Below are 13495 nucleotides of genomic sequence, written 5' to 3' on the forward strand. Positions count from 1 at the left end.
AGTACCTTTGCGGCTTCAAACGCAGTGTTTTTTCGACTTATAAGTTTCTCGTTTTGTCTGTTCCCGCCACCACCATCACCTTCCAGTTCAGCGACGGCCAGCCGGCCCAAACCCACGTGGCGGCCGCCGGCGAATCGGTGCTCGACGTGGCCCTGAACAACGGCATCCAGCTGCAGCACAACTGCGGCGGCGTGTGCGGCTGCAGCACCTGCCACGTCTACATCAACGCCGGCGGCGACGACCTGCCCGAGATTTCCGACAAGGAAGAGGATTTCATTGACCGCGCCGAAAACCCGCGCATCAACTCCCGCCTGGCCTGCCAGTGCGTGGTAGAGGCCGACATGCAGTTGGTCGTCACCATCCCGCCCCAGCACTTTCTGGGTCACTAATTTTTGAGTTAAGAGTTAGGAGTTAAACGTTATAAGTTGCGCAGGCAACTCGTTTCGATAGCTCGTCCCTCAACTCTTGACTTTTAACTCCTAACTCTTAACTCTCAGATGAACCACTTTGAGCCGCCCATGCACTGGGCCGACCACGAGGACATTGCCATGGCGCTCTACGAGAAGTTCGGCGACGACTTCACCGAGGCCAAAATCTACCGCATTCGCTTCACCGACCTCATTGAGTGGGTGCTGGGCCTCGACAACTTCAACGGCACCCGCGAGCAGGCCACCGAAGGCCACTTGGAGCAAATTCAGGCCAAGTGGGTGTACGAGTGGCGCGATAACCAATAGATGGACCCAGGTGGATGCGGGCGCCGGCCAACCCCGCGCCGCGTTCCCGCGTAAGCTGCCCTGAAGTGGACGTTCCGATGCCATTTCAGGCATTGCCGCAGCCTTTACCCGGGCAGTTTATCCACCTTTCCATTTTTAGTTTTTTTGCATGAAAACCGGCATCATTAAATTTTTCAACGAAGCCAAAGGCTACGGCTTCGTGACCGACGACCAAACGAAAGAAGACTTTTTCGTCCACGTAACGGGCCTGAACGGCGCCACGGTGCAACAAAACGACCGGGTAGAGTTTGAAACGCAGGAAGGCCGCAAGGGCATCAATGCCGTGAACGTCCGCAAAATCTGATTCTGAGCTACACCAACAAACCTCGGCGGAACTTCCGCCCCCAAAAGCTTCTCCCGCCCCGGAGAAGCTTTTTTGTTGCCCAACGGCGCGGGCGAGGTGGCGCCGGCCCGCCGGTTTCACCGACCTTTGCAGCCCACCGCCCCCGCCCATGAACCCGCACCCGCCCAAGCTGCCCGCCGCTGCCGTGCCCCCACTCCCGGCGGAGCGCCTGCGCACAGCCCTGCCCACGCTGGTGCGCTGGCCCAACCTGCTGATAATGCTGCTGTGTATGGCGCTGGTGCGGGCGGGCCTGCTGATGCCCGGCGCGCCGCTGCGCGAGTCGCTGCTGGACGGGCGCTTTGGAGCGCTGGTGCTGGCGGCCCTGCTGGTGGCGGCGGCCGGCTACATCATCAACGACTATTACGACGTGAAAATTGACGCCATCAACCGGCCCGACCGGCTGGTGGTGGGCCGCGTGGTGAACCGGCGCAAGGCCATGCTGGCCCACATGCTGCTGAGCGGCGCGGGCGTGCTGCTGGCCGGCTGGCTGCATCCGGTGCTGGGGGCTGTCACGCTGGGCACGGCCCTGCTGCTGTGGGGCTATTCGGCGCGCTTCAAGCGGGTGGCGCTGGTGGGCAACGCCAGCATTGCCACGCTCACGGCGGCGCTGGTGCTGCTGCCCGAGCTGCAGTGGCAGCTGGCCCGCCACGAAACCCACAGCGTGGTGTGGCCCTACGCACTGGCCGCCTTCCTGCTCACCATGGTGCGCGAGATTGTGAAAGACGTGGAAGATATGCGCGGCGATGCCCAACACGGCTGCCGCACGCTGCCGCTGGTGTGGGGCGTGGCCCGCACCAAGTGGGCGACGGGGTTTTTCCTGGCCTGCCTGGCCCTGCTCACGGTGGGGGCCACGGCGCGCTTGTTTGTGAGCGGACACTGGCCGCTGGGCGCCTGGCTGGTGCTGCTGGTGCTGCTGCCCATGGCCCAACTGACGCGTCTGCTCATCCGGGCCGACCGGCGGCGGCATTTCCATTTCCTCAGCACGCTGTGCAAGGGCATCATGCTGGCAGGCGTGCTCAGTATGCTGCTGGCCGGCGGTTTGTGATGATTTTTGGTTGTGGAGAAAGGAACGTCATGTCGAGCTTGCCGAGGCATCTCGCGTGCCGAAGTAATTCTTTCGATTGAGTTACTACCTCACGCGAGATGTCTCGGTAAGCTCGACATGACCGTTCTACAATGCGCCGCCGAACGGTCTGTTAAATATTAATTGATACCTGTTAAATGAAAGTATACCGCCACCTCTTTTTCGACCTCGACCATACGCTGTGGGATTTCGAGAAAAACGCCAACGAAACGCTGCATACGCTGTACGAGCGCCACGATTTTGCGCGGTTTGGCACCTTTTCGGCCGAGCATTTTATTCAGGTCTACAGCGACATCAACCACGCGCTGTGGCGCATGTACCAGAGCGGCAAAATCTCGCAGACGCAGCTCCGCGACGTACGTTTCAGCCGCACGCTGGCCAAGCTGGACGTGCCGGAGGCAGACATTCCAGTTAATATCTCGGCCGAATTCACCGACATTCTGCCATTGAAGTCGGCCGTTTTCCCGTTCACGCACGAGGTGCTTGATTATTTAAAGCCGAAGTACCGGATGCACCTCATCACCAACGGTTTCAACGACATTCAGGAAATCAAGCTGGCGTCGTCGAACCTGACGCATTACTTTGAGTCCATTATCACCTCGGAGCACAGCGGCCACCTCAAGCCCGACCCGCGCATGTTTCAGCACGCGCTGGCGCACACCGGCGCCACCGCCACCGAGAGCCTGATGATTGGCGACAACCTGGAATGCGACGTGCTGGGCGCCTACAACGCCGGCATCGACCAAGTGTATTTCAACCCGGAGAAGCGCCGCCACTTCGCCCAAACCACGCACGAAATCAGCTGTTTGAGCGAGCTGAAGGCGTTTTTGTAATCGTCTCTCATCCTGAGCGCAGCGAAGGACCTTATCACTGAAGAACAGTTACAGCAATTCAATTGATGCGAGCGTGATAAGGTCCTTCGCTGCGCTCAGGATGACAGATACCACCCAAGCACCACCCATGATTCACCTCATTGGCCTCTCGGGCCGCCGGGGCAGCGGCAAAGACACCGTGGCCCGCATCCTGCAACAGCTCCAGCCGGAGCGCAGCTGGCAAATCCGCTCCTTCGGCGACTCCATTAAGGCGGTCTGCGCCGCCCTCACGGGTGAGGACGTGGCGCCCTATTATATCCAAAAAGGCAAGGCCGAGCTGGTGCCCACCTTCCACCGCACGCGGGGCGAGATGCTGCAGCAGGTGGGCAGCGCCCTGCGCGCCTGGGAGCCTTTGGTCTGGGTCGATGCCTTTTTTGCCGGCCTGCCGGCCGAGGCCTACGTGCTGGTGCCCGACGTGCGCTTCGCCAACGAGGCCGACCCCATCCGGGCCCGCGGCGGCCTCATGCTGCGCGTGGAAGGCGACCCGCTCCAACAGCGCGGCGACGGCACCCGCGACGACAACCACCCCAGCGAAACCGCTATGGACGACTACCCGAACTTCGATTTCACGCTGCACAACACCGGCTCGCGCGAGGACCTGACGCGGCAGGTGCGGGAGTTGTTGGGGCGGCTGTAGTTTCTATTGGAATCTGTGAAAACCAGAACCATTATTCTCTTGCTTATCGCTCTTATTCTGAGTGTAGGCTACTATAAGTATCATCAATGGCATCAAAACGAGGCCATCCGGGCAGCGCTTGAATATGGCCGCTTGGCGCCATTACCTGACTCGGCGACTGATGTGCAAGTAGATACCGAAGGCAGTATGTTTTCACGCACATTCTGGCTCTGCTTCAAAACCAATAGAACAACCATAGACAAATGGGTCGCTAAATCTTCTTCGCTGTCCAAGCAACCATCCGTGGAATTGTCAACCGCCGATTTTCCCGTTATAGATGCCCCCAGTTGGTTTAGCCCTCAAATTATTACGCGAGGAAAGAAGTTTGACATACCATCAAATGAGGATGAACTGTATGGAACCGTTTGGATTGACTACGCAAGCGGTACCGTGTACATAAAGACCTCGCATAGCTAGGGGCAGCGTCCTGCATTATTCTACCTTTGCCCCATCCCACCCCAACTCTTCCCAAAACCTAACCCGAACCCCACATGGCCAACGGCTTTTTCAACGTCCCGACCCCCATCAACGAACCCGTCAAAGGCTACGCGCCCGGCTCGAAAGAGCGGCTCGAGCTGCAGCAGGAACTCAAGCGCCTGCGCGGGCTGGAACTGGACATCCCCATGCACATTGGCGGAAAAAAAGTGCGCACCGGCGACCTGCGCCGCATGAGCCCGCCGCACGACCACCAGCGCACCCTCGGCCACTTTCACTACGGCACCGCCGCCCACGTCACCCAGGCCATTGAGGCCGCGCTGGCCGCCCGCACCGCTTGGGCGGAGCTGCCTTGGGAGCACCGCGCCGCCATCTTCCTCAAAGCCGCCGATTTGCTGGCCGGCCCCTACCGCGCCCGCATCAACGCGGCCACCATGCTGGCCCAGAGCAAAAACGCCTTCCAGGCCGAAATCGACGCCGCCTGCGAGCTGATTGACTTTTTCCGCTTCAACGTGCACTTCATGCGCCAGGTGTACGAGCAGCAGCCCGAGAGCCTGCCCGGCATGTGGAACCGCCTGGAGCAGCGCCCCTTGGAAGGTTTCGTGTTCGCCCTCACGCCGTTCAACTTCACCTCCATCGCCGCCAACCTGCCCTCGTCGGTGGCCATGATGGGCAACGTGGTGGTGTGGAAACCCGCCGACACGCAAGTTTACTCGGCCCAGGTGCTGATGGAGCTGTTCGAGGAAGCTGGCGTGCCGGCTGGCGTCATTAACCTAGTGTACGCCGACGGCCCCGTGGTGGGCGACGTGGTATTCAAGCACCCCGATTTCGCCGGTATCCACTTCACCGGTTCCACCAAAGTCTTCCAAACCATCTGGCAGGAAATCGGCCAGAACATCGCCAACTACAAGTCCTACCCCCGCATCGTGGGCGAAACCGGCGGCAAAGACTTCATTGTCGCGCACCGCTCGGCCCACGCCAAGGCCGTGGCCGTTGGCATTTCGCGCGGCGCGTTCGAGTACCAGGGCCAGAAATGCTCGGCCGCCTCGCGTGTCTACCTGCCCTCGAACTTGGCCGATGAAATCCTCGGCTACGTGAAGGAAGACCTCGCCTCCTTCAAAATGGGCGACGTGGAAGATTTCTCGAACTTCATCAACGCTGTCATCAGCGAAGTGTCCTTCGACAAGCTCGCCAAGTACATCGACGGCGCCAAGGCCGACCCCAACGCCGAAATCATCGCGGGCGGCGGCTACGACAAGTCGAAAGGCTACTTCGTCGAGCCCACCGTCATTCTCGCCAAAGACCCGAAATACATCACCATGTGCGACGAGCTGTTCGGGCCCGTGGTCACCGTCTTCGTGTACGACGCCGACAAATTCGAGGAAACCCTGGAGCTTGTCGATTCGACTTCGCCCTACGCCCTCACCGGCGCCGTGTTTGCGCAAGACCGGTACGCCCTCGACTTGGCCTCCAAGAAGCTGGTGCACGCCGCCGGCAATTTCTACATCAACGACAAGCCCACCGGCGCCGTGGTGGGCCAGCAGCCCTTCGGCGGCGCCCGCGCCTCCGGCACCAACGACAAGGCCGGCTCCATCCTGAACCTGCTGCGCTGGGTATCGCCCCGCGCCATCAAGGAAACCTTCGTACCCGTGACGGACTACCGCTACCCCTTCCTCGGCTCGGAGCCCGCCGAGGATTTGAACCGCGACAAAGGCTTATAAGCCTGAAGTCAACACCATTAAAAAAGCCCCGCACTCAATCAGTGCGGGGCTTTTTTGCTTCAGTCATTTTTCATTAAAACCGCTGACCTCCGTAAGCGACTGCGGGTTCTTCGGCCACAATTTTGAGCGGCGCCACGTCGGTTCCTTCGTAAATCGCCGCCACGGTCAGGTTGATGTTCAGGTCGGGAATTACCAGCGCATCCTCCGCTTCCACCAAAGCCGTGAAGCTCCAGATATTGCCCGGTTCGCGCCGGTACCACTCCACCAGCCACGACGTCTGCGACACCAGCAAATAGTGCTGCAGCGACGGCAACTGCTTATATTGATTAAACTTGCGCCCCCGGTCGTATTCGGCCGTGGAAGGCGACAGCACCTCAATCAGCAGTACCGGCGCCTTCAGGATACGCTTGGCCTGCTGGTCGGCGGCGTCGCAGGTTATCATCACGTCGGGGTAAGTATAGTGTCGCCCCTCCTGCACGGCCAGCTGCACGCCTTCCATCAGCACCTTGCAGGGCCGGCCGCGCAGGGCCAGCTTGAAGGACACTAAAAAATTGCTTGATATCAGATTATGCGAAATGTCGGCGCCAGCCATAGCGAAGATTTCGCCATCGAAAAATTCGTGCTTTATCTCGCTTTGCTGCTCTAAATCAAGATATTCTTCCGCCGTGTAGCGGCGCGGATTTTGGTCTGCTTGTCCCATGCTAGCGGTTACGTATTCTTCAAATGTAAGCCCAAAACCAACGCTGCAGTTGCCGCAACACCGCTCATGCCGCTTCCGGCTCATCCCCCAGCCGTGACTGGATAGCCCGGATTTCGTCACTGTCCAGCGGCTTGTGAATGAGGCCGGCCACGAGCTCATATTCCTTCGACTTTTCCAGGTCGTTCAGCGCCAGCGATGAGGTGAGGATGTAGATGGAACAGTTGCCGCGCAGCTCTTCCTCATAGGGCGCCAAAGCGTCCAGAAATTGCCAGCCGTCCATTTCGGGCATGTTCAGGTCCAGAAATACCACCTGCGGCACCAGGTTTTCCTTGGCCCGCAGCAGCAGCTTATCCAACGCTTTTTTGGCCGACTGGAAAGTGCAGATGGCGTTCGAAAACCCCTCAGCCCGGAGCAGCTGCTCGGTGAGGTAGGTGGCGAGGTAGTCGTCGTCAATGAGGTAGGTTTTCATCCGCACGGGGCCTGAAGTAAAGAGTAAATTCGGTGCCTTCGTCAACCCGGCTCCGAACGGATATTTGCCCGCCCATGGCTTCCACGTGGGCTTTCACCAGAAAAAGCCCGATGCCCCGGCCCGTTTCTCCGGTATGGAAACGGCGGTAGAGCTGAAAAACATCGGCGCCGAATTTGGCCTGGTCGAACCCGGAGCCATTGTCGCGCACGGTGATGGCCAGACCGGAATCAGGGTCTTCAGTAGCCCCCACATCAATCTGCAAAGGCCGCGCATCGGAGCGGTACTTGATGGCGTTGGAAAGCAGGTTGTGAAAGATGCTGTGGAAATAGGCCCGGCTGCCGGGCACGCGCAAGCTTTCGGGAATGGCGTTGCGCAGGTGCCCGCCGCAGCTGCGCAACGCGTCCTGCAAATCGAGCAGTGCCTGCTGGCACGCGGCGGCCACGGCCACCGCCTCCGGCCGGTAGCCCGCTTTCGTATCGCGCAGCGACAGGATGCCGTTGACGTCCGTCATCACCTGGTCCAGTTGCCGGAGGCTGGTGCGCAGGTGCTGCATCGAAGTATTAAACGTTTCAGAATTTTTATCGATGCGCGTCAGCAAATCGGTAAAGCCCAACGCATTGGCCAGCGGCGCCCGCAGGTTGTGCGACACGATGTAGGTAAATTGCTGCAGGTCGGAGTTCTGCTGCATGAGGCGCTCGGTGAGCAGCAGTTGCTGCTGCTCGGCCTGCTTTTCCTTGGTCAGGTCGTGCACCACGCCCACCAGTTGGTAGCAGCGGTCAGCGGCGTCGCACACCGGCATCACGCTCACTTCGCCCGTCACGCGGCCCGTGGGGTAGTCGGAGGTTTCCAGCCACGCCACGCGCATTCGGGTAGCAACGGCTTCCTGGTATTTCGTGAGCACCAGGCTGAGCGAGGGCTCCGGTATTACCTCGTCTACCAGCTTTCCCACGACCATTTCCACCGGCACCCCGGTGGCCTTTTCAAACGCTTTGTTGGCAAAAATGAAGCGGTAGCGGCCGTCATCTTCCACACTCAGCACAAACGTCACATCGGCAATGGTATTGAAAATAACCGAAAGCTGCTGCGCCCGTTTTGCCAAATCAGCATAAGTCAGCGTCGATTCAACTGCGGGATTTTCGCTGGACGGCATGGGGGGAAATGGTTAAGACGTCGCAGGCTCAATGAAGCCGAAACAGTGTACAATAATTAAATCTACTAAATAAAGCCTATTAAAACTCAACAAATTCCAGCGCTCATTACCAAACTGCATCAAGCGCACGGGGAATGAAGCCGAATTACACTGCCGAAATCTGACCATAATGGCCGGTCAGCGGTTGCGTATAAGCCGATGTGTCTGGCAGGCTTCATTCCTGTTGCCGCATAGCTCTTCCATTCAACATTGCGCCCCAACCCCGTGGGCGCTACCTTTGCCCTTCAGCGCCCGTGAGGCCTGAATGCTATATAATTGACCTGTATGTACCTAGCCCTGCCGGCTGCCAATTATCAGCCCTCCGATTATCTGCCGATTGTCATTCAATTTGGTCTGGCCCTGGCTTTTGTGGCCTTCGCCATGATTGTTTCGCACCTCGTGGGCCCCAAGCGTCACAGCACCGTGAAGGACGCGTCCTTCGAGTGCGGCATCGAATCGGTGGGCAACGCCCGGACTCCGATTTCGGTGAAATACTTCCTCACGGCCATTGTTTTCGTGCTTTTCGACGTCGAAGTCATCTTCATGTACCCTTGGGCCGTGAATTTCCGTGCCCTCGGCCGCGCCGGTTTCATCGAGATGATTGTATTCATGACGCTGCTGCTGGCGGGCTTCTTCTACATCATCAAAAAGGGCATTTTGCGCTGGAACGAAGCGCCTGAGCGCCAAACTTTCGCCGCAACGCCGGTGTTAGAAAACCGGCCCGCCCAAGTAGCGAAAGCCGCTTAATCTGCTTGTCTCTTATAACTATGGCTGATAACCGAGTTCCTGAAATAAAAACCGTTGAGGCCCCCGAGGGCGTTGAGGGCGCTGGCTTTTTCGCCACCTCGCTGGAGAAAGTGGTGGGCATGGCCCGCGCCAACTCGCTCTGGCCCTTGCCCTTCGCCACGTCCTGCTGCGGAATCGAGTTCATGGCCACCATGGGCTCGCACTACGACATCTCCCGTTTCGGCTCCGAGCGCCCCAGCTTCTCGCCCCGCCAGGCCGATTTGCTGATGGTGATGGGCACCATCGCCAAGAAAATGGCCCCCATCGTGAAGCAGGTGTATGAGCAGATGGCCGAGCCCCGCTGGGTGCTGGCCATGGGTGCCTGCGCCTGCTCGGGCGGCATTTTCGACTCCTACTCCGTGCTGCAAGGCATCGACCGCATTATCCCAGTCGATGTGTACGTGCCCGGCTGCCCGCCCCGCCCCGAGCAGGTGCTCGACGGCCTGATGCGCGTGCAGGACCTGGCCCGCAACGAATCCTTCCGCCGCCGCAATGCTCCTGAGTACCAGGCTCTGCTGGCGTCTTACAATATCAAATAGAAAGCTAGTAGGAAGTAGTGAGTATTGAGCAATCAGTACCGCACCCGCCTGATTGCTCAATACTCATTACTTCTTTCTCAATACCCTTAGAATGGCTCCAGATTCCGCCGCCGCTCCCGAAGCGCCCGTTGCCGAAGACCCGATAAAGGCCCAGAATGCGCAGGTACTGGCGCTGCTGCACCGTCTGTTTGGCGAGGCCACATTCACCGATGTGCACGAGCCATACGGCTTGCTAACGGCAACCACTACGCGGGAGAAAATACATGAAATCATTGCCGGCCTGCAGCAGGACCAGGAATTGAAGTTTCACTTCCTGACCACGATGTGCGGCATCAACTACCCCGAGAACGTGGGCCAGGAGCTGGGCATGATTTACCACCTGCACAGCATGACGAAGAACATCCGGCTGCGCCTGAAAATCTTCTTCCCAATTGCCGACCCGGTGGTGCCGACCCTGACAGACCTCTACAATACGGCCAATTGGATGGAGCGCGAGGCCTACGATTTCTTCGGCATCATCTTCACCGGCCACCCCAATCTCATTCGCATCCTCAACGTGGAGGACATGGACTACCACCCGATGCGCCGCGAATACCCGGTGGAAGATGGTACCCGCGAAGACAAAACCGACCTGTTTTTCGGCCGCTAGGCCCCTGATACTCATATCATGGCAGTAAACGACGCCCTGGCAGGCACCCACAAGATTCAAGAAGAGGCCGCCGCCCAGCGCCCCGGCCAGCTGATGCCCATTCTCAACGACTTCAGCCAGGAGCTGACGACGCTGAATCTGGGCCCCACGCACCCCGCCACGCACGGCATTTTCCAGAACATCCTGCAAATGGATGGCGAGCGCATTGTGTCCGGCGTGCCCACCATCGGCTACATCCACCGGGCCTTCGAGAAGCTGGCCGAACGCAAGCCGTTCTACCAGATTACCACCCTCACCGACCGGATGAACTACTGTTCGTCGCCCATCAACAACCTGGGCTGGCACATGACGGTGGAGAAGCTGCTCGGCGTGACCGTGCCGAAGCGCGCGCAATACATCCGGGTGATTATGATGGAGTTGGCGCGCATTGCCGACCACCTTATCTGCAACTCGATTCTGGGCGTGGATACCGGGGCTTTCACTGGCTTCCTCTACGTGTTCCAGGAGCGCGAGAAGATTTACGAAATCTATGAGGAGGTGTGTGGCGCCCGCCTCACCACCAACATGGGCCGCGTGGGCGGCATGGAGCGCGACCTTTCGCCCGCCGCGCTTGACAAGCTCCGCGCCTGGCTGAAAAGCTTCCCGGCGGTGATGAAGGAGTTCGAGAACATGTTCAACCGCAACCGCATTTTCATGGACCGCGTGGTGAACGTGGGCCCGATTTCAGCGGAAAAAGCGTTGAGCTACGGCTTCACGGGCCCCAACTTGCGAGCTGCGGGCGTCGACTATGATGTGCGCGCCATGAACCCCTATTCGAGCTACGAAGACTTCGAGTTTGACATTCCGGTGGGCACCAACGGCGACACCTACGACCGATTCATCGTGCGCAATGAGGAAATCTGGCAAAGCCTGCGCATTATCAACCAGGCTGTTGATAAGCTGCCCGACGGTCCCTACCACGCCGACGCCCCGCACTACTACCTGCCCACCAAGCCGGAAGTGTATAAGAACATGGAGGCGCTGATTTACCACTTCAAAATCGTGATGGGCGAGATTGATGCGCCCGTCGGCGAGGTATATCATTCGGTAGAAGGCGGCAATGGCGAATTGGGCTTTTACCTGATTTCGGATGGTGGTCGCACGCCTTACCGCCTGCACTTCCGCCGGCCGTGCTTCATTTATTACCAGGCTTACCCCGAGATGGCCGTGGGCACGACGCTGTCGGACGCCATTGTCATTCTCTCGTCCATGAACGTCATCGCCGGCGAGTTGGACGCTTAGTTTTTGTTGAAATTGACTGCTATGGAGCCGACCCCCGCGCCCACGAAACCGACCTTTTCCCCCGCTGCCCAGGCGGAAATTAAGCGCTTGCTCACGCACTATCCCGAAGAGCGGAGCAAGTCGGCCCTGCTGCCGATTCTGCACATCGCACAGGCTGAGTTCGGCGGCTGGGTAAGTCCTGAGGTGCAGGATTTGGTAGCTGAAACGCTGGGCATCAAGCCGATTGAAGTGTACGAGGTATCGTCTTTTTACACCCAATACAATCTCAAGCCGGTAGGCAAGCACGTGCTGGAAATCTGCCGCACCGGCCCCTGCATGCTGCGCGGCTCCGATGAGCTGACGGCGCACCTCGAGCGCATCACCGGTGCCAAAGTCGGTGGCACCTCGCCTGACGGTACCTTCACGCTGAAGGAAGTGGAGTGCCTGGCCGCCTGCGGCTTTGCCCCCATCGTGCAGGTTCGCGAGAAATACTACGAGCAGCTTGACACGCCCGAAGCGGTGGATGCCATGCTGAACGAATTGAAGAGCCTGGTGCACCGTCCCATCCTGCCATGGGAAGAAACGGGCCTGCCGAACTCGTTGAAGAATTACTAAAAGCTGGCCATCAGCACAACGCTTACCACTATGGGCCGCAAGCTATTAACTGAACATATCAACGTCGAGGGCATCAATACCTTCGAGGTGTACCGCAAGCACGGCGGCTACCGCTCCGTGGAAAAGGCGCTCAAAACCATGACGCCCGACGAAGTGGTGGAAGAAGTGAAGAAGTCGGGCCTGCGCGGGCGCGGCGGCGCGGGCTTCCCCACGGGCATGAAGTGGAGCTTCTTGGCCAAGCCGGAAGGCGTGCCGCGCTACCTCGTCTGCAACGCCGACGAATCGGAGCCCGGCACCTTCAAGGACCGTCAGCTCATGTCGAAACTGCCCCACCTGCTTATTGAGGGCATGATTACGGGCAGCTACGCTTTGGGCGCGCGCACCAGCTACATCTACATCCGCGGCGAGTTGTTGTACGTGCTGCGCATTCTGGAAAAAGCCATTGCCGAAGCCTACGCGGCCGGTTTCTTAGGCGAAAACATTCTCGGCTCGGGCTACTCGCTCGATTTGCACGTGCACCCCGGTGCCGGTGCTTACATCTGCGGCGAGGAAACCGCGTTGCTGGAGTCGCTGGAAGGCAAGCGCGGCAACCCGCGCAACAAGCCGCCATTCCCGGCCGTGCAGGGCCTCTACGCCCGCCCCACGGTGGTGAACAACGTTGAAACCATCGCAGCAGTAGTGCCCATCATCAACGAAGGCGGCGACGAGTACGCCAAGCTGGGCGTGGGCAAAAGCACGGGCACCAAGCTGATTTCGGCTTGCGGCCATTTGAACAAGCCGGGCATCTACGAAATCGAGTTGGGCGTGCCGGTGGAGGAATTCATCTACTCCGACGAGTACTGCGGCGGCATATGGAAAGGCCGTGACCTGAAAGCCGTGGTGGCCGGTGGCTCCTCCGTGCCGATTCTGCCGAAAGAGCTGATTCTAAAAACCGCAGCCGGCGAAAACCGCCTGATGACCTACGAGTCGTTGAGCGACGGAGGCTTCGTGACGGGCACTATGCTGGGCTCCGGCGGCTTCATTGCGATGGACGAAACCACGTGCATCGTGAAGAACACTTGGAACTTCTCGCGCTTCTACCACCACGAGTCGTGCGGGCAGTGTTCGCCCTGCCGCGAAGGCACCGGCTGGATGGAAAAGGTGCTGCACCGCTTGGAGCACGGCCACGGCTCGATGCACGACATCGACCTGCTGGTGAGCGTGGCCAAGCAGATTGAAGGCAACACCATTTGCCCGCTGGGCGAAGCGGCTGCTTGGCCGGTAGCCGCCGCGGTGCGCCACTTCCGCCACGAGTTCGAGTGGCACGTGACGAATCCGAAAGAAGCGACGGCTCCCGGCGCGGCCTACCGCGGCGCAGCGGTGCTGGCTTAAAGAGCAGAATAAA

Annotated in this window: 16 protein-coding genes and 1 pseudogene; 14 read left to right on the plus strand and 3 right to left on the minus strand. The window is 59.3% G+C overall.

The genetic code is table 11. From position 1 onward, the window contains the following. Positions 1–53: 53 nt before the first annotated feature. The 8 genes from Q4S41_RS18860 (at position 54) to pruA (ending at position 5904) form a co-directional block, all read left to right on the plus strand. On the plus strand, positions 54–389 hold the full coding sequence (locus tag Q4S41_RS18860; protein ID WP_305032686.1) for a 2Fe-2S iron-sulfur cluster-binding protein: 336 nt from the start codon (positions 54–56) through the stop codon (positions 387–389). A gap of 108 nt (positions 390–497) precedes the next feature. Next, on the plus strand, positions 498–734 hold the full coding sequence (gene iscX / locus Q4S41_RS18865; protein ID WP_305032687.1) for a Fe-S cluster assembly protein IscX: 237 nt from the start codon (positions 498–500) through the stop codon (positions 732–734). Positions 735–882: 148 nt separating this feature from the next. After that, positions 883–1077, plus strand: a complete 195-nt coding sequence (locus Q4S41_RS18870; RefSeq protein WP_196295580.1) for a cold-shock protein — start codon at positions 883–885, stop codon at positions 1075–1077. Positions 1078–1225: 148 nt separating this feature from the next. Beyond that, entirely contained in the window at positions 1226–2161 is a 936-nt protein-coding gene (locus Q4S41_RS18875) for a geranylgeranylglycerol-phosphate geranylgeranyltransferase (protein ID WP_305032688.1), read from the plus strand. A 176-nt stretch (positions 2162–2337) separates the two neighbouring features. Further along, the gene (locus Q4S41_RS18880; protein ID WP_305032689.1) at positions 2338–3033 is read left to right on the plus strand and encodes a YjjG family noncanonical pyrimidine nucleotidase; all 696 of its coding nucleotides are present in this window, start codon (positions 2338–2340) and stop codon (positions 3031–3033) included. 127 nt (positions 3034–3160) lie between these two features. Continuing rightward, a complete protein-coding gene (locus Q4S41_RS18885; protein WP_305032690.1) occupies positions 3161–3709 on the plus strand; it encodes a hypothetical protein in 549 nt (182 codons plus the stop codon). A gap of 39 nt (positions 3710–3748) precedes the next feature. After that, a complete protein-coding gene (locus Q4S41_RS18890; protein ID WP_305032691.1) occupies positions 3749–4165 on the plus strand; it encodes a hypothetical protein in 417 nt (138 codons plus the stop codon). A 74-nt stretch (positions 4166–4239) separates the two neighbouring features. Continuing rightward, positions 4240–5904 (plus strand): L-glutamate gamma-semialdehyde dehydrogenase, encoded by a 1665-nt coding sequence (gene pruA / locus Q4S41_RS18895; RefSeq protein ID WP_305032692.1) that lies wholly within the window; start codon positions 4240–4242, stop codon positions 5902–5904. A gap of 73 nt (positions 5905–5977) precedes the next feature. On the opposite strand, the gene Q4S41_RS18900 is transcribed toward pruA, so the two are convergent. From Q4S41_RS18900 to Q4S41_RS18910, 3 genes are read right to left on the minus strand one after another with little or no spacing between them, the layout of a single operon-like run. After that, positions 5978–6763 carry a Uma2 family endonuclease gene (locus Q4S41_RS18900; RefSeq protein ID WP_369811332.1) on the minus strand — a complete coding sequence of 262 codons (786 nt, stop codon included), beginning with the start codon at positions 6761–6763 and terminating at the stop codon, positions 5978–5980. Continuing rightward, positions 6669–7073, minus strand: coding sequence for a response regulator (locus Q4S41_RS18905; protein ID WP_305032694.1), 405 nt, complete (start codon positions 7071–7073; stop codon positions 6669–6671). Before Q4S41_RS18905 ends, Q4S41_RS18900 begins: the two co-directional genes overlap by 95 nt. Then, positions 7054–8223, minus strand: coding sequence for a sensor histidine kinase (locus tag Q4S41_RS18910; RefSeq protein ID WP_305032695.1), 1170 nt, complete (start codon positions 8221–8223; stop codon positions 7054–7056). The genes Q4S41_RS18905 and Q4S41_RS18910 overlap by 20 nt, the downstream gene beginning before the upstream one ends. A gap of 324 nt (positions 8224–8547) precedes the next feature. Here Q4S41_RS18910 and Q4S41_RS18915 point away from each other — a divergent pair. The 6 genes and pseudogenes from Q4S41_RS18915 to nuoF form a co-directional block, all read left to right on the plus strand. After that, positions 8548–8928: pseudogene (locus Q4S41_RS18915) on the plus strand (NADH-quinone oxidoreductase subunit A); the annotation flags it as partial. Between the two features lie 101 nt (positions 8929–9029). Then, positions 9030–9587, plus strand: coding sequence for an NADH-quinone oxidoreductase subunit B (locus Q4S41_RS18920; protein ID WP_305032696.1), 558 nt, complete (start codon positions 9030–9032; stop codon positions 9585–9587). Between the two features lie 91 nt (positions 9588–9678). Then, on the plus strand, positions 9679–10236 hold the full coding sequence (locus Q4S41_RS18925; RefSeq protein ID WP_305032697.1) for an NADH-quinone oxidoreductase subunit C: 558 nt from the start codon (positions 9679–9681) through the stop codon (positions 10234–10236). 93 nt (positions 10237–10329) lie between these two features. Then, positions 10330–11517: an NADH-quinone oxidoreductase subunit D gene (locus Q4S41_RS18930; protein ID WP_236668927.1), complete on the plus strand. Its 1188-nt coding sequence runs from the start codon at positions 10330–10332 to the stop codon at positions 11515–11517. Positions 11518–11538: 21 nt separating this feature from the next. Beyond that, positions 11539–12111, plus strand: coding sequence for an NADH-quinone oxidoreductase subunit NuoE family protein (locus Q4S41_RS18935; protein ID WP_305032698.1), 573 nt, complete (start codon positions 11539–11541; stop codon positions 12109–12111). A 30-nt stretch (positions 12112–12141) separates the two neighbouring features. Continuing rightward, the gene (nuoF, locus tag Q4S41_RS18940) at positions 12142–13482 is read left to right on the plus strand and encodes an NADH-quinone oxidoreductase subunit NuoF (protein ID WP_241937546.1); all 1341 of its coding nucleotides are present in this window, start codon (positions 12142–12144) and stop codon (positions 13480–13482) included. The last annotated feature ends 13 nt before the right edge of the window (positions 13483–13495 follow it).

This window comes from Hymenobacter convexus (assembly GCF_030580955.1).
GTDB lineage: Bacteria > Bacteroidota > Bacteroidia > Cytophagales > Hymenobacteraceae > Hymenobacter.